Here is a 16,273-nt window from a genome sequence, read left to right on the forward strand (position 1 = left end):
CCCCTGCAGGTGACGGTCGCGAAGCGGCGGCACCGGTGACCATCGTCCTGATGTCACCTCGGACATACAGCACTCTACGCGCAGCCTGCCGAGCCGTACCGCCGCCGGCACCACTCCGAAGCGGAGCGTGCGCCCTGGCCCCGCCGCAACGGCCAACGCGCCCACATTCCTGCTCTTTCGGTTCGCCCTAACCCCCTTCGCCCAGAAGCCCGCAGACTGGATCGACATAGGCGCCCTGCTGGTGCAGCGACTTCCATCCGGTATCGACGCCGCGCTGGCCTTTCTCGGCAAGCCTCGGGGTGAAGCGATGTACCGGCGCTGGGCGCTGGCCAATATCAAACAGGTTGCGCCATCGCTTACCAGCGCGAAGCGCACACGTCACGCCGTCTTTGCGCCGCAGCTCGATCGAATATGCGATCCGCGAGTGGCCGCGCTGAGCGGCGGCATTCTCGGCACCGCCGCCGGCGTGGTACTTGCGTCCATGCCGCATGCCCACCGATGCCGGTTCCATCATTTACCTGGAGCAACAGTTGGTGATCCACCGAGTGTCAGCGGCGACCCAGACAGGCCGCCCGGTAACACAAACGCCGGTCAGATCGTAAAGGATCCGGTAGATGCGGTTGCGCTGATAGCCACCGGCCATGGGTGCCCTCTCGCGCTGCGGTCGCGGCCCACCCGTGCCGGCCACTTCATGAACGCGTCGACCGACAATTTCCCCGACGTTGACGACTCGCAGTCGCTGGTACCTCTCCTGCACGACCACGCCTTTCCTGTAACGCAATTTTCGCGCGCGTGGCGCTTTAAACTGCGCCACCTGGTCAGTTGCTGCGAGGCGCACTGGCTTGCCCCCGTCTGGCCTCACTTTTGGCAACCTGCTTGCCTTCCAGGGGTCATTGGATCACCTTGGCCACGCCACCAGAACCGCACTCGCGAACCTCCTCGCTAGCGCCTCCCGGTCGCCGGCAAACGCCCATCATCGTCTCTTCCCTGTCCCGCTGTTGTCAAAAAACTGGGGGGCTGTCGATCATTTTCGTGGGGACCGGTGGACGACAGTGCCACACGCAGTACGTCTACAGGCCATATTTTTTCCACCCAAAAGCGCTCGACTACGGGATACGGTGCCGGTCAGCGACCCGCCGACCGGCTTGCTTCACCCCATATTGGAGTCCGCCTATCAATGTTTGTCGCACATAGTCGAGCCCCGGCCCGTCCATCACTCTGCCGGCGGTATCCCAGCGTTCAAAAACACCGCGCGTTCCAGATCACGCCGCCCAAGCTCATTTTCGTTTCGAAATGGATGCTGATTCGCTCGATCGCCAATTCGATATGCGACTTCATGAACCGGCATACCAGCCTTGACGGAATTGACCGCAAACGACTCGCGCATCCATGTGCTGCTAACAGATTCGAGCATTGTCGCGAGTTCTGGGTTCTCTTGCTGAATCTGCCGGGCGGCGTCGACCAGAAACTTCTTGAACATTGTAGATATGCCCTCTGCCCCCAACGCGCGGTCGAGCGCGATAAAGCGACCACCCGCGATCACAGGCACCAAAGGCAAACCAGAAGACCACTGATGCACGAGCCGCCCATGCCCGCGTAATTCAAAGTAATCTTTGAGTGCACCCTGGGCCGCTTCGTCAAGCTGAACACAGCGTACCGGTTTTCGGCTGTCTCCCTGTACCAGTAGCCACATCGCACTTCGGTCCGTACGTGAAAGGTATAGATCAGACGTTGTAGCTTTGGCTAATTCCGCGCGTGAAAGTCCAGTCAACAAAGAAAACCGCAATGCGAACTGCAATCTTGCATTTGCCGGAACGCTGGTCGACATGCGATCGGCGACTGCAAGTACAGCATTCCATTGCCCTTCAGAGAGTATGCGGGGCCGAGGACGGACGTTCTTCACGCTCAGATCAACCGTTCCGCGCCGAAAGCTAATCTCATCTGGTGCCGGGACGCCCGCCTCTCGCAACGAAACAGTGTAAAAAGGATTAACTCTCAGATAGTAGTGTTGGCTCAAATATTGAGCCAACGTAAACAATACCGTACGCGCGTTAATACGTGCATTGTCGGTCGGTTGGCCAGTGAATGGCCTCCAGTCCCGACTGTGCCGCGGTGCTCGCGGCCCGATCCATTGCCCAACAGGCTGCACGTCTGAAAGAAAGCTGTTTAGATATTCGTCACAGTCAGCATGCGTCAAGCTTGAAAATTCCTTCTTTTTCACTAGAACGGCCCAAAGAAGCACACGTTCAACTTCGATGCGATAGCGCTTATATGCAGGCCTTCCTTCAAAAAGACCGAGCCACTGCGTTATGGCCTCCATGTCGTTAGCCGCGGGCAAATGGCAAGCTTGGCGCCACCCTCTGTTTTCCCCATTGCTTCCGTCGAGCGCTTCTGGCACCAGGAACGTCTCAAGCGGGACAACATCGGTTTCTCTCTGCTTTGGGCTTTGCGGCGAGTTCGATCGATCTAGTGGCGGCAGCACTATCTGCGTCTCCGCGAGGGTAGGTGCATATTCGCCAACCCATCGCGTTACATACCTTGCGCATGGCCGCCCCAACCGGGCGATCCTTTTGTGCCATAAGATGGGTGCCCCGTCCAGGAAGCCGAACAATGCGCCAATCGTGACGATGCCGGCTTTTTCAAGCTGTGCTGCGACTACACCGTCAAGCCATTCACAGATTGGGTCATCGAGTCGGGGGGTCTCCACGATCTCCGTCGACAGGCTCGCGAGTAACGCCTCTTGACGTCGGATGATTCTGATTTCACGGGCTACGCGCGACAGTCCGTCAACGCGTTCATCTAGCGTGATTTCGTGTTCACCGCCATTGACCGTCCCCCCAGTTACAGACCTTGCGCCAACTTTCTTCAACCGAGCCTCATGCCGATCTCTGGACAGGACGATGCGAAGAAGCCGGGGAGCACTGAACCACCCCTTGGATCGGGCATGCTCCTCAAGCACGTCCAACGTCCTTTGATATGCATCGGCGGCCCGCCACCTCGGCAAGCAGAGAGAGACCTCAGCCGCCCAGCTTAACGGAGTTCCTCTCATACAAGCCGTGAAGAATTCTAGATCCTCTTTCGCAATGCGCTTTATGAGGATGGGTCGGTTTGATAGGCTAGAGCATACGGAGAGCCTCTTGGAATCGTGCAATTTTTTGATCATCATTCGTCCCCTATTGAACACGCCATTTTCAACCCATGGAAAATTGATCTTTTCGCACACACTGTGAAGATTGCGATCTGTGCGTATCAGACGAGATTCGGGCAGACGCCATCTATCTCAAGAGCCGCTTCGAATATCGCTTGATCAGAAACTGCACTGTTTTCCAGGTCGCACGTGGACGTATATATAGAAGAGGCACTGTGTGATGTTCATCCAGGCACCACTCAGGACGGAAATGAGCTGCATGAGAAAATTCGTTCCAGGCGATATCGGTCAGTCGTTTCAGCCTCGCGATACGCCAAACGTGCAGACAGAAAAGACCAAGAACCTCATACTCAACCAATAGAGCGTTGGCTTCGACAAACTTGACTAATGGCGCACCGGACTGTTCCGCTTGGCAGCGTGGGTCACGGGTCTTCACGAGATCTAGCGGACTCAATACCGGCTGCACTGCTACTCTCGCCGCAACTCCCAACAGGTACTCTGTCTTAAGAATCGCGCAAGTCACGACTCCAGCGGTGTCGATAAGACGGCGCCCCCCTTCGAACCTTCCTAGGATGGCCTGTAATTCATGTAACTCTGCCTCGTCGTCCTCAAATAAGTCCCGAATTCGCGTCAAAGTCTTCCGAATCGCAATTTCAACCGAACCCACGCCCTCAAGACCAGTTATTTTGACATTTTCATTTTCACGAAGTTGGAGGGTCGTTCCTTTAAACTGTAACCAGCCTTCCCTCGGCATGTTCATCCATATTGCCTGGCGCTGCACATATCGTGTCGTCGTGCTCTGATCATCCTTAGATGAGCGCACAGTTGGAAGCGTGCATGGGCGAACTCGTGACGCTGTCTGGCGATCGTGAACGATCACCTCCCGTCTCGTCGCCAGAAGCATGTCGACCAACAATATTTCACTCGTTTGCTGAGGTCTTTCGACACTTCTGACAAACATTGCATCACACCGTGGACAGCCAAACGGGTTCGTCCCAGCAACAAGCCATGTTGGATTGAGTTCAGCGTTACAGTTCTGACATGCTGTGCGCAAGGGAACTTCGTGCAATGGACACGTGTGGATGGACAGGTGTTGAAATACTGGCGAGTGGTAACCATTCGACAAGCACACCGGACAGTGACGCAGACCAACGTGCATATGTCCAGTACTTCTCGGTTCGTTATCCATATCTGCTCCGCCAAGCACTGCAACTGTCTCACTGGTTACGCCAAAAGCGGTATTCAGGACTTTCAACTCAGGCCTTTCAGTACGGAAAGAAGTTGGGTCAAGCATATTCCTGGTACTGAGACTAAAAAGTAATTGACGAATCTCTTTTGTGCTTAACGGCTCAATCAGACATAGCGAGCACCATAGTGAATACCAAGACTCCTGCGATGCTGGTTTGCGAAAGCGTATAGCGGGCAGATGGATCGACTCATTGTTTGTGTTCATCGGTACCCCCTTCGTCGTCTTTCGGCTCGGTGTAGTACGATAAAACAGACAGGAATCCGCTTTCCTTCAGGCATTTAATGAGCGCGGCCGACGAAGGAAATCCCGGATTCTCCCCGGTGTCTGCGGCGTGGTGGAGGTACGCTCCGACTGTTGAACGGAGGTACTGCATCGGGACGCGTATATCCTCTTGCACGTTATGTTGCTTCATTACCAGCTCGAGCGCTTCTCGCAAGGAGGGTGCCAGATCCGCGATGCGCCATCCGTTCGCATACGCCTGAGGAAGGTAAGCCGTCAAGCTTGCCGGAGGGCCGTCAGGTCCAGGGCGGTCGAACTCATACAGCACCTCTTCGAGGTCACCAAGCGCAATCCCTCGAAAATGATATTGACTCACACGAAACCTTCCAATAATTTGCATATCGCGTCCGACTCCCTCCCATTTGATGGCGCCACCGAGTTCTGGCTGTCCCATAAGCAGAAAAAACGGTTTGATACCTTTTTTGGTAAGCTTATTGAAGTATTCGACTAAACACCCAAGATGATGTTTCTTCGCGTGCTGAGCCTCATCAACAATCACAACCAGACGGCGAGCCCCCTTTTCTTGGCAGCGTTGCTCAAGGTGCTGAAAAAACCGATTTTTTAATACTTCGATGTCTCTATGAGAGATGGCGGGGTAGCCGCTATCATTCATGCGGCTTTGCAGAAATTCGCGTGGACTTTCGCCTGCGTTTTGCGGTATTTCCCAAACGACCACCTCGACCGGATAACCTATCAGTGACGGAAGCGTTTCACTGAGGTAGGTCAGCGCAGAACTTTTACCAACTCGCATCTTCCCGTATGCAGTTGCTCCAGGAACATCAATTCTTACCCAATGCGCTACCTGTCTTCCGAGTCTCTCGATCTCCGGTGTCCAAAAAATTCCATCTGGCAATGGGTCTTGATCAGGTCTAACATTGGCGACGTTACTATTTTCCATAATTTGTATTCCTACTTATATATGACACGACGAATGAGCTTTCTAGAATATGTGATCGGCTGAACCGTCATGATGTCTTCTATCTTGGTGCTGTCTCGATCGGAAACCTGTTGCTCCTCCGATTTTTCAATCGCCGAGCTGCCCGAAGATGCCGACCCGGGTGCGGGCAGCAGGGGAATCGGGCTAGGCTTGGACGGATCGATCTGTGGTAACAGACTAACCGTATCTACCGCATTGCATGCGTCCTCCCATGACCCATACTCCTCGGGGAGCTGGACACCTGCTGCATCCGCTTGACGGCGAAGATATTCAACAATATGAGTAAGCTGAAGTGCCGCGGTTCTGTCTTTGCTAGCTTTTAGACGGAGAAAATTGAACAGACATGCAAGCGGGTCATCGTCAGCTCTCGGTCCGAACTCATTTTTCTTCTTGAGCCTGAGGTACAGCTTTCGGATTCGGATGTCATGTGGAAACTTTCCCCATTGTCCTTGCGCTTGCAATGGACCAATCTCATTACCCTGCTCGTCAAAGAGCAATACAATTCTCAAATCATCGAAGTCGGTTCTGATCCAGACCGGAGAGCCGACTCTTGCGAAGCTGGATTGAAGTAATGGACTGGAATAGCGAGCGCCCAAATAGTTCACGTGCGGCCGCCTCCCAGATTTGGCGTTTGAGCGGACGATAGCGCGCGCGGGTTTGCAGAAATAATGCGGATGTCGTTTCGTCGAAGGAAGATAGACAGGTTTCAACGCCCCGCTGGCCAACTGCCGGCGCAATCTCTCGAGCGGCGAGATATAGTGCGAAGCGGCCGCAGGAAGGGCATTCTCGTTCGCGCAGTATGCGTCGATCGCCTCGGCGAGCTTGTCCACCCTTATCCGGTCTTTTGGAGCGACCGCGGCCGTGCGACGCACTGGGTCGTGAGGACCGCTACCCGTGGTACCTGGGATCTGATGTATCAGTCTCCGAGCAGCCAAAGCGAAGGCTGTTTCTACAGGTGCACGTTCTTGGGGGGTATATGCAACGCCTAGTCTTGTCCGTCCGCCAAAGAGAAAAAGACATACGAACTGGACGTGATCCGCGAGGTGGCTCAAAGCGTTGTCGAGCATGACCAATTGGGGGACTGCGTATTTGAGTTCAGGAATCACGTCTACCGGATATCCAGCACCTTCGACATACGCTTTTCGGGTCGAGCTTGCAGTTTCTGAGCCCAAGATTGCCCGTTGTATAGCTAGGCTTATGTCTTCTGCCGTCGGCTGCGGACCAAGGACAATGCAACTCGCCAGATTAGCGCCAGTTCCTGCATCTCGAACCCTGATGGCAGAGGCTCTCCGAAGCTCGATTTCTTCCCAGTCCCCACGCGCATTTGGCAATTCATAAATCGCCTCACAATCGATCGGTGTTTCGTCGATGATCCACACGAGGTAAGGTCCGTACGCCCGCATCGCCTGACCGTCTCCATCCTGATATCCGAATGCCTGTGCCGCGTCTTCTCCATGAACCGATTTCGTCCATGCCTCCCCCTGCTCTACGAATAAATTGCTCACGAGCCAATTGCGCAAGGGTTCCCTCGCCTGTCGAACGGTGTTGAGCGGATACTCTTCTAGCTTTACTCCCGCTGCCATACACGCTGCGACAAACTCTTTGTGTATCGCCCGAAAGGTCACCTTGTTCAAACGCAACCGTCCATTTTTCTTTTTCACAAAATCGCGCAACGCCTCTCCGATCTCAGGATGCATCGCCATAAGACGGCCAAACATTCCTTGATATCCAGCCTACTAATTTTCCTGTTTCTTGAAGATTTTTGTTCGCTGCAGTTGCTTCACGCGCATGCCTTGAATAAGAGCGCGACACCCCCAGATCCGGCCGTCTGGTGCAGGTGCCAGGCATCGCTTTAACAATTTCAAGAAGCGGTTACTGGACAGTTTTGCTATCGCCGCTACATCCGAAAGCGTGGTGCCCTGCAGATATGCATCCATGGCTGTACTTAACCGCTTATATCTCGCTTTCTTTGTTTCTTCTTCGATAAGAGATTCATCAACATTGGGCCAGTTCTTGATATCGCGATAACACTCCGGGATGTCATCAAGCACAGAATGCGCTTGTCGAGACGGTCGCATCGTCATAACGGAACTCCTTAAAATTGATATGAACGTGTTTGTTCCAATACATACGGATAAGCACTGCATCCAGCCTGGAGTCTCCACTCTCACATTTGACGGCTTCGCGCAAATCGCCAATCGACATCGTTGAATTATTGGGTAGCGCGGCTCTAACCTTCTCGCGCAACTCATCGAGGGACTCATCCACGTAAATCATTGCTGACTGCCTAAACCGTTCAAGGTTGTCGAGTAACAATGGATTCGCCCTGATCTGCTCCCGTGTGCGCAACGCCCACGAACATCCGTGAGCTTGCGCGACACGCTCGAGTGATTTTTCTGTTTCGATTGCGTTTCCATGCATCGAACGGACTACACACTGGATCTCAACATGCGCACGGATAACCAGGAGGTCCGGCGTGATCGATACCGCTCGTCCACGGTCAAGGCAGCGAAGGCGTTCGGGGCTGGTGATGAGCCCACTTACCGCTGGCTCAGCCCAGTGCAGCAACCAGTTTTCGTACTTCAATTCGGTAGAGAAGCTGACAGGCTCTTTCCGGAGCGGATCAAACGCGCGCGAATCCCCTCGAGGGCGCTTTACATACCGGTACTTCAGGCCGCCGAACTTGTGATCACGTCCGGTCCACATAGCGCCTCCACTTTTGGCGAAGCGCATTTGCGGGCGTGCGGATCAAAATCGTCGTGTAACAATCGTATGTGGCGAGGACGCAGTTCCTCGCCGACGCTTGCAGTCTCATGGTTTTCTCTTCGGGGACGGTAACGCCGGCTATCCAGGAAGGGCTAGCAAGAGTTACTTCAATGGAGAATGGGCGTGCGGAAGCACGCAGGCTTGACAGCCGGCGCGAACAGAGGGAGACTGGAAGGGAGTCGGGGTAACTGACTTACTTGCAGTTCCGATGCATCCGTTTGTTGGCGCAAACGGATGCATTTTGCTGTTCACAAGTTTTTTCGATAGTTACTCCTTTGCTCTTTTGAGCTGCTCTCCGCTCAATCGCACGACACCCCCTAATAGGGTGTTATGCCGAAGAAAAATGTTACGGTTGAGTGTCGGTAATCTTGTGTTTCGGAATAGCCTCCGCTGCGACATCCTTCATTTCTTCAATCTGCCCAGTCGAGCCGCCAACGCCGCTGATCCACGTCGCGACGTCTGACGTATAAGCGAATAGCCCCTTCCTGCCTTCTATCCGAAAGGTTTTAACTGGCAACGCTCCTCGAGACGCCGCCTTTCGAAACGCCGACGACGACAGAAAACCAATGGCCTTCCAGAGCGAACACCCGCTCAGCAGCAAGCCATATCGTTCTATCAAATAGTTTTCCACAGCATCATTGCGCGCGTCCGATAGTTTCATAACGTATCCCAAGTGTTACAAGGTCACGCAAATTCCCTCTTCGTCACGAAGATATCGCAGCCTGTTTCGACCCGCTGGTAAAGTTTTGGCTACCGAAACTTCACCACCAGCATATGCAAATCGCATTTCGCCGAATAATTCGTGATCTACCCTACGATGACCCACCGTTTACCGTCGTTCGGTTACCGCTGATTCCCAGCGCATCGGATGGTGGCCGCACAGCTTCGAAGAACATCGAACACATGCAATCGAGAATGCTGTTTGCCATGGCTGCAGAGCGTGTCGGCATTGCACATCACGGCATTCTTGATAAGGCTGCCGCAGGCGACTCTGCTGATTCGCTGAATCGATTCAGGTTCTTCGAGCGGTTGGAGAAAGGCGAATTTCGCGTTGCCAAAGCGCTCGAACGTAGAGAAAAGCGATTTCTGGCCAGTCTCAGGGCTGTGCGGGGGCTCGAGGATGCCACTAGGCACATGCTGTCGTGGTCATTGTGGGAATACCTGGAGCCGACGCTAGGAAATTGGGAGCTTGCGAGGCGCGCGGAGGATCTCGCCGAGGACTGTGGATATGAACCGCCCGCCCCTCCGCGACCGGACATCTCCGACGTAGCTCGATACGTCAGTGAACTCTTCCCTGCTGGGTATCACGATGAATGGAATATGCTACATATGGGAATCCATTGCCTCAACGTTGCCGAAGCGACATGGAATTTGGCTCAGTACATTGTCACCTACGAGGCCTTGTTTAACCAGTTCGCAATACTTCCGTTTGAGGAATGCGTCGTCGCGGCGTTGTGGATTGAAACGCTCGCACACGCGAACCGATGGTTCCGGACGTTGGAGGTTAGCATGACTTCGCACGGTACCCGTCGTGAGCTAGCCACATCGTTGTCTACGTCGCTAGGTCCGTATGGAATTCATCTGCGTATAGCAAAGTCAGTGGGGCTGGAAATCTTGCATCTCGAACGCTGGTATCCCACCGCGACCAGCGACCGGTTTCCCGCAATTTCGCTTCCGGATTCAACGGAGAAAATCCAATACTACCTCTAATAGACGTGACGCAGACGCGACCATCCCAAAGGAAATTGGTGCGCCCCCCGGTGCCACCATTGATCCGCGCAATGGTCCTAAAACTAAAACTTACGTCTCGTCGACACCGTTCAACCAAGAATGTCCGTCAATGACAGCGCTCAACCACTATTGCTTAAAACGGGCATCCGCCGAACAACATTGCAATACTTATATAGCAGGCATTTGTGGCACGGAAAGATTTAAATTACTTTAATAATCAACTACTTATATGATTGTTGAACGTTCCAAAATTGCCGAGGGCATACACGCTCGACATCATCCCCGCGCCGCACATATTGCACGCAGCCTGCCGTGCATTCACACAACAAAACCAACCGAACGAAAGCGCGTTGACGCAACGTTCGGCACCATCAACTTACGTCGTCACGTTCGCTACGATCAGCCGCGCTAACCTGATCATCAGTCGACCTCTCATACGACAAACATCCCATGTTCGCGGTACTCTCCTATCCGGCACCTTTTCTGCCTCGATGCAATCCGCAATGGTCTCAACAGGACATGGTCCCATGCCCAACGCCAACGACATTCCAGAACCACAAGCCGTCTATTCCCCCATTACCCGCAGCGCGATCTTTATCGTCGCAACCCTCGCTCACGGCGAAGAACACGCCGCCACCGTGCGCGCGTGGTGCGCAGATGTCGCCGCCCTCGTGCGCTCAGTCGGCAAGCGTGTGCCGTCGGGCAACCTGTCGTGCGTGACGGGTTTCAGTTCCGATGCGTGGGACACGCTGTTCGGCGCGCCCCGTCCTGCACTGCTTCATCCGTTTCGCGAGTTCGGTCCGAGCGAGCGCCGCGCGATTGCGACGCCCGGAGACCTGCTGCTGCATATCCGTGCCGACCAGATGGACCTGTGCTTCGAACTGGCGACGCAACTGATGACACGACTCGGCGAGTCCGTTCAGGTCGTCGACGAAGTGCACGGCTTCCGCTATTTCGATCTGCGCAGCATGGTGGGTTTCGTCGATGGCACGGAGAATCCGGCTGGCCGCGAAGCCACCGATTTCACCATGATCGGCGACGAAGATCCCGATTTCACGTCCGGCAGTTACGTGCTCGTGCAGAAGTATCTGCACGATATGTCGGGCTGGAATGCGCTGTCCGTCGAAACGCAGGAACGCATCATCGGACGCACGAAGCTCTCCGACATCGAACTCGATGAAGCCGTCAAGCCGAGCCGGTCGCATAGCTCGCTGACGACGCTGGTCGAGAACGGGCAGGAAGTGAAGATTCTGCGCGACAACATGCCGTTCGGCCGCCCCGGCTCGGGCGAGTTTGGCACCTACTTCATCGGCTATGCGCGCTCGCCCGATCCCATCGAGAAGATGCTCGAAAACATGTTCGTTGGCCGACCTCCCGGCAATTACGACCGGCTGCTCGACTACAGCCGTGCCGCGACGGGCGGCCTGTTTTTCGTGCCTTCCGAGCCTCTGCTAGAAGAACTCGCGGATCGCACGCCGCCAACCGACGCGAGCGCGGACGCCGACGTCGATGCCGACGCAGCACCGGCCACGCTTGCCGCTCCATCCGATTCCCCATCCGTCGAGCCACGCCATGACGGCTCGCTGAATATCGGCTCATTGAAAGGAACCACGCAATATGAATAACCTGCATCGCGAGCTTGCCCCGATCTCCAGCGCCGCCTGGGAGCAAATCGAAGAAGAAGTGGCGCGCACGTTCAAGCGCTCGGTCGCCGGTCGGCGTGTGGTCGACGTGAAGGGTCCGGGCGGTGTCGATCTGTCGGGTGTCGGCACGGGTCATCAGTCGACCATCGCCGCGCCGCATCAGGGCGTGGTGGCGAAGCTGTCCGAGGTCAAGGCGCTCGTGCAACTGACCGTGCCGTTCGAACTGTCGCGCGATGCCATCGATGCCGTGGAGCGCGGCGCCAACGACTCGGACTGGCAGCCCGCCAAGGACGCAGCGAAAGAACTGGCCTACGCCGAAGATCGCGCGATATTCGACGGCTACCAGGCGGCGGGCATCGTCGGCATACGCGAGGGTTCGTCGAATACGTCGCTGACGTTGCCTGCGAACGTGGCCGACTATCCGGACGCAATTGCAGGCGCACTGGCGCAGTTGCGGCTCGCAGGCGTCGATGGCCCCTATTCCGTGCTGCTCGGCGCCGACGCGTACACCGCGCTCACCGAAGCGAGCGATCAGGGCTATCCCGTGCTCGGGCACATCAAGCGCATCGTCAATACCGACATCATCTGGGCACCGGCGATCGAAGGCGGCAGCGTGCTGTCGATGCGCGGCGGCGACTATGAACTGCATCTCGGGCAGGACGTATCGATCGGTTATCAGAGCCACACGGATTCGGCCGTGCGCCTCTATCTGCGTGAGACGCTGACGTTCCTGATGCTGACGAGCGAGGCTTCCGTGTCGGTGGTGCCGGCTGCGGGATAAAACGATTCTCGCCTCGAAGAAACCGAAAGCGTCAAAGGCCATCACAGTGATGGCCTTTGACCTTATTGCCGTTACGCTGCCTTGAAGCGCGCAGCTTCTTCCGAACCCGACGTCGCATTGCCCGCGCTATACGAGTGCGCGCCGACACCCGCCAGCTTGCCGCCATCGACGATCAGATACTCGTCGCGAATCGCCCGCTTCTCGAACCAGCATTCGAGAATTTCGCGCGTACCCGCTGCATAGCGTGCCTGTGCAGACAGCGTCGTACCCGAGATATGCGGCGTCATGCCGTTGTGCGGCATGGTGCGCCACGGATGATCGCGCGGTGCGGGCTGCGGGAACCACACGTCGCCTGCATAACCTGCCAGTTGCCCCGATTCGAGCGCACGCACGATGGCATCGCGATCGACGATCTTGCCACGCGCCGTGTTGACGATGTACGCGCCGCGCTTCATCTTTGCGATCAGCTGCTCGTTGAACAGGTGTTCTGTTTCCGGATGCAGCGGACAGTTGATCGTCACCACATCGCAGGCCTTCACCATCGATTCGACAGTCGGATGCCACGTCGCGCCGAGTTCCTTTTCGACATCGAGCGGCAGACGGTGACGGTCCGTGTAGTGCAGCTTCACATCGAACGGCTTGAGGCGGCGCAACACAGCTGCACCGATGCGGCCCGCGGCCACCGTGCCGACATTCATCGCTTCGAGATCGTACGCACGCTCGACGCAATCGGCGATATTCCAGCCGCCCTTCTTCACCCATTCATGCGACGGCAGGTAATTGCGCACCAGCCCGAGAATCATCATCACGACGTGCTCGGCCACGCTGATGCTGTTGCAATACGTCACTTCCGCCACGGTGATCTTGCGCTCGATTGCTGCCTGCAGATCGACGTGATCCGAGCCAATGCCTGCCGTCAACGCGAGCTTGAGCTTCGGCGCCTTCGCGATACGTTCGGCCGTCAGATACGCCGGCCAGAACGGTTGCGAGATCACCACTTCGGCATCGGCCAGTTCGCGTTCGAAGGTCGAGTTCGGACCGTCCTTGTCGGATGTGACAACCAGCGTATGCCCTTGTGATTCCAGATACTTGCGCAGGCCCAGTTCGCCGGACACGCTGCCCAGCAGTTCGCCCGGCGTGAAGTCGATGGCCTTCGGCGTGGGCGCCGTCTGACCATCATGATAGTGCGTGATTTCAGGTACATCGTCGCGGGCGTACTGTTTCGGCATTCCCTTGACGGGGTCGTCATACAGCACACAAAGAACCTTGGCCATTCGTCTCGCTCCAGTCTGGTCGAGCGCATTGTTGTGCCGGCGCTCTATCGACATATCGACGTGAAACATCACATACGATATGAAGCAGTGTCTATGGCGCGTGCAGGTGCGTCCAATCGTTTGGACGTATGAAGTGATAAGCGTCGCTTATCAGGCCGTGCGTGACTTTATGTAGAGTGAGCGCGAAAGCGTTTCAGCAAACGGGAAGCAAGGCGTCGAAATCGTCCTGCAAACGCAGGCCTTCGGCACAGCGCCAGAAAGCAGCGACGAGTGGCTGCATGGCCTCGCGGTTGCGCGCGACCAGCCCGATCTCGCGCGTGAGTTCGGGCATCAGCAAGGCGCGGCGCACGCCGTCGCCAGCGGGCAGCACGCTCAGCAGGCTGTGCGGAAAGATACTGGACATACCGGCGTGCAGCACATGTCCGTAAAGCGCGAGCAGCGAGTCGCATTCGATCCGCACTTCGGGCTGCACCTGTTCGCGACGGAAGGCGGCATTGATCACCTGCCGGTTCTGCATCGCGAGCGGCAGCAGGCCGAGCGGCAAGCCGGCCAGTTCACGCCAGCTGCACGCACCTTCGACGAGACTGGCATGATCGCCCGGCGGCGAAAGCAGAATCGAGCGTTCGCGGTACAGCGGCAACACGGCAAAGCCCGCCTGCACGCCGGAGTCCAGATACGTGAGGCCGATATCGAGTTCGAGTTCGTCGAGTTGCCGGTGTATCGCTTCCGAACTGAGCGAGTGCACGTCGTAGCGGATATCCGGATGCTCCAGCAAGCATGGCGCAAGTACACGCGACGCCACGGGAATCACGGTCGGAATGGCACCGACGCGCAGCTTGCCGACGAGACGATCTTGCGCGGCAGATGCATCCTGACGCATGTTCTGCAGCGTCGCCAGCGTTTGCCGCGCCCAGCCGAGCACGCGCTCGCCGTCTTCCGTGAAGCCGACGAAGCGCCGCCCGCGGTTGACGATGGTCAGCCCCAGTTCCGATTCGAGCGCGCGTATCGCCGACGACAAGGCCGGTTGCGACACATGGCATGCATCGGCGGCGCGCGCGAAGTGCTTTTCACGCGCCAGCGTGACGAGATAATCGAGCTGCCGGATGAACATGCGCGGTCAGACGAGCAGGTCTTCGTGGAATGCGCCGAAAGGGCGCGTCGGATGCGCGATCTGGATTTCGAGAATCCACAGTCCCGCTGCGGGCGCCGCATCGAAATCGCCGAGATCGCCCGCCTTGTAGATGGCGTGCGGAAAGTCGCTCACGCGATGACCCTTGATATCGACATTGAGCCGAAAGCCGTGCGCATCGGCGCGTTGCGCGGCGTACTCGTACAGATCGATGCCCGCGCAACCTGTCGTGCGCCAGTGATGCTCGACTTCGTCATAGATCGTGCGTGCCGCTTGCGCGCACGCGCGCATGTCGGCATCGTCGCCGCATACGAAGGTCGCGCCCGCATCGCCTTCGTGCTTGTCCCACACCGCGCCGAGATCGATGAAGAAGATGTCGTTGGCCGCCAGCACGGGATCGCCATTCGAGCGCTGCTTGAAGGTTCGCAACGTGTTCTCGCCGAAGCGCACCAGCACGGGATGCCAGATCCGGTCCATGCCGAGATCTTTCAGGATCCGCAGCGCGAGCGCATTCGCCTGCGATTCCAGCATGCCGGGTTGCACTCCAGCGGCGATGGCGTCGACGGCTTGCCATGTCATCGTTCTGGCGTGCTGCATGGCGTCCAGCGAATAAAGCTCCCCGACGGCTTCCTTGCGTGTCGAATTCAACGTACTGCTCCTCGATGTGGTGACATGCCAATGTCAAATCTGCATTCGATATATAGCCGTAAATATATCGTGTTTGTTGATAGCCCCGTTGCGAATGCGTTACGTCGATTCTGGCATGCCGCGATATAGCGGCTTACATACCGCGTAAACACGGGAAGTCAGGCTATAGGTGTAAACGCTAAACTGCGGGTTGAGTTAACACAGCGGGCTGCTATCGCAAACACGCGAAGCCCAATCACGGAGAACCACATCATGCGAACAAGCGCACGCAATCATTTCACGGGGCAGATCACCGAAGTCAAGCATGGCGCCGTCAACGACGAAGTCACGCTGCGCACGCAGGACGGACTCGACATCGTCGCCGTCATCACGCACGGCAGCGCGACCTCGCTCGGACTCGCAGCCGGCAAGCCGGCGTTTGCACTGGTGAAGGCATCGTCGGTGATCCTGATGGTCGATTCGACCGACAAGGTGTCGGCGCGAAACCGCGTCGCAGGCACGGTCACGGCCGTCACGAAGGGCGCTGTGAACAGCGAAGTGATCGTTGCGTCCGCAAGCGGTGCGCAGATCGCGGCCATCATCACCAATGAAAGCGTCGAGCGCCTCGGCCTTGCAAACGGCTCGGCCGCTTCGGCGATCTTCAAGGCGTCGAGCGTGATCATCGGCGTCGACGCGTAAGCCTCGCGCT

The 16,273-nt window shown here is 56.7% G+C and carries 15 protein-coding genes; 4 read left to right on the plus strand and 11 right to left on the minus strand.

Going from position 1 to position 16,273, the window contains the following annotated elements:
* Positions 1 to 187: 187 nt before the first annotated feature.
* From DK391_RS07115 to DK391_RS07150, 8 genes are all read right to left on the minus strand, one after another.
* Positions 188 to 514: a hypothetical protein gene (locus DK391_RS07115; RefSeq protein ID WP_162600723.1), complete on the minus strand. Its 327-nt coding sequence runs from the start codon at positions 512 to 514 to the stop codon at positions 188 to 190.
* 699 nt (positions 515 to 1,213) lie between these two features.
* Positions 1,214 to 2,869 (minus strand): phage integrase family protein, encoded by a 1,656-nt coding sequence (locus DK391_RS07120; protein WP_162600724.1) that lies wholly within the window; start codon positions 2,867 to 2,869, stop codon positions 1,214 to 1,216.
* A 406-nt stretch (positions 2,870 to 3,275) separates the two neighbouring features.
* Positions 3,276 to 4,601, minus strand: coding sequence for a hypothetical protein (locus tag DK391_RS44190; RefSeq protein WP_162600725.1), 1,326 nt, complete (start codon positions 4,599 to 4,601; stop codon positions 3,276 to 3,278).
* Complete coding sequence (locus DK391_RS07130; RefSeq protein WP_109477290.1) at positions 4,585 to 5,574, minus strand: ATP-binding protein; 990 nt, start codon at positions 5,572 to 5,574, stop codon at positions 4,585 to 4,587. The genes DK391_RS44190 and DK391_RS07130 overlap by 17 nt, the downstream gene beginning before the upstream one ends.
* 11 nt (positions 5,575 to 5,585) lie before the next feature.
* Positions 5,586 to 7,331, minus strand: a complete 1,746-nt coding sequence (locus DK391_RS07135) for a hypothetical protein (RefSeq protein WP_109477291.1) — start codon at positions 7,329 to 7,331, stop codon at positions 5,586 to 5,588.
* 18 nt (positions 7,332 to 7,349) lie between these two features.
* Positions 7,350 to 7,664, minus strand: coding sequence for a hypothetical protein (locus DK391_RS07140; protein ID WP_109477292.1), 315 nt, complete (start codon positions 7,662 to 7,664; stop codon positions 7,350 to 7,352).
* Entirely contained in the window at positions 7,657 to 8,319 is a 663-nt protein-coding gene (locus DK391_RS07145; protein ID WP_109477293.1) for a hypothetical protein, read from the minus strand. The genes DK391_RS07140 and DK391_RS07145 overlap by 8 nt, the downstream gene beginning before the upstream one ends.
* 406 nt (positions 8,320 to 8,725) lie before the next feature.
* Positions 8,726 to 9,040 (minus strand): hypothetical protein, encoded by a 315-nt coding sequence (locus DK391_RS07150; RefSeq protein WP_109477294.1) that lies wholly within the window; start codon positions 9,038 to 9,040, stop codon positions 8,726 to 8,728.
* A gap of 113 nt (positions 9,041 to 9,153) precedes the next feature.
* On the opposite strand from DK391_RS07150, the gene DK391_RS07155 reads away from it, so the two are divergent.
* The 3 genes from DK391_RS07155 to DK391_RS07165 all read left to right on the plus strand — a co-directional run bounded on the left by DK391_RS07155 (position 9,154) and on the right by DK391_RS07165 (position 12,534).
* Complete coding sequence (locus DK391_RS07155) at positions 9,154 to 10,089, plus strand: hypothetical protein (RefSeq protein WP_162600726.1); 936 nt, start codon at positions 9,154 to 9,156, stop codon at positions 10,087 to 10,089.
* Positions 10,090 to 10,637: 548 nt separating this feature from the next.
* Positions 10,638 to 11,735 (plus strand): Dyp-type peroxidase, encoded by a 1,098-nt coding sequence (locus DK391_RS07160; protein WP_109477296.1) that lies wholly within the window; start codon positions 10,638 to 10,640, stop codon positions 11,733 to 11,735.
* Complete coding sequence (locus DK391_RS07165) at positions 11,728 to 12,534, plus strand: family 1 encapsulin nanocompartment shell protein (RefSeq protein WP_109477297.1); 807 nt, start codon at positions 11,728 to 11,730, stop codon at positions 12,532 to 12,534. The genes DK391_RS07160 and DK391_RS07165 overlap by 8 nt, the downstream gene beginning before the upstream one ends.
* Before the next feature lie 71 nt (positions 12,535 to 12,605).
* Here DK391_RS07165 and DK391_RS07170 read toward each other — a convergent pair whose 3' ends face one another.
* The 3 genes from DK391_RS07170 to DK391_RS07180 all read right to left on the minus strand — a co-directional run bounded on the left by DK391_RS07170 (position 12,606) and on the right by DK391_RS07180 (position 15,585).
* Positions 12,606 to 13,808 carry an NAD-dependent formate dehydrogenase gene (locus tag DK391_RS07170; protein WP_109477298.1) on the minus strand — a complete coding sequence of 401 codons (1,203 nt, stop codon included), beginning with the start codon at positions 13,806 to 13,808 and terminating at the stop codon, positions 12,606 to 12,608.
* A gap of 193 nt (positions 13,809 to 14,001) precedes the next feature.
* Positions 14,002 to 14,919, minus strand: coding sequence for a LysR family transcriptional regulator (locus DK391_RS07175; protein WP_109477299.1), 918 nt, complete (start codon positions 14,917 to 14,919; stop codon positions 14,002 to 14,004).
* Between the two features lie 6 nt (positions 14,920 to 14,925).
* Positions 14,926 to 15,585: a M24 family metallopeptidase gene (locus tag DK391_RS07180; RefSeq protein WP_109477300.1), complete on the minus strand. Its 660-nt coding sequence runs from the start codon at positions 15,583 to 15,585 to the stop codon at positions 14,926 to 14,928.
* Positions 15,586 to 15,837: 252 nt separating this feature from the next.
* On the opposite strand from DK391_RS07180, the gene DK391_RS07185 reads away from it, so the two are divergent.
* Positions 15,838 to 16,263, plus strand: a complete 426-nt coding sequence (locus DK391_RS07185) for a TOBE domain-containing protein (RefSeq protein WP_109477301.1) — start codon at positions 15,838 to 15,840, stop codon at positions 16,261 to 16,263.
* The last annotated feature ends 10 nt before the right edge of the window (positions 16,264 to 16,273 follow it).

It is taken from the genome of Paraburkholderia sp. C35 (genome assembly GCF_003121405.1).
Taxonomy (GTDB): Bacteria; Pseudomonadota; Gammaproteobacteria; order Burkholderiales; family Burkholderiaceae; genus Paraburkholderia.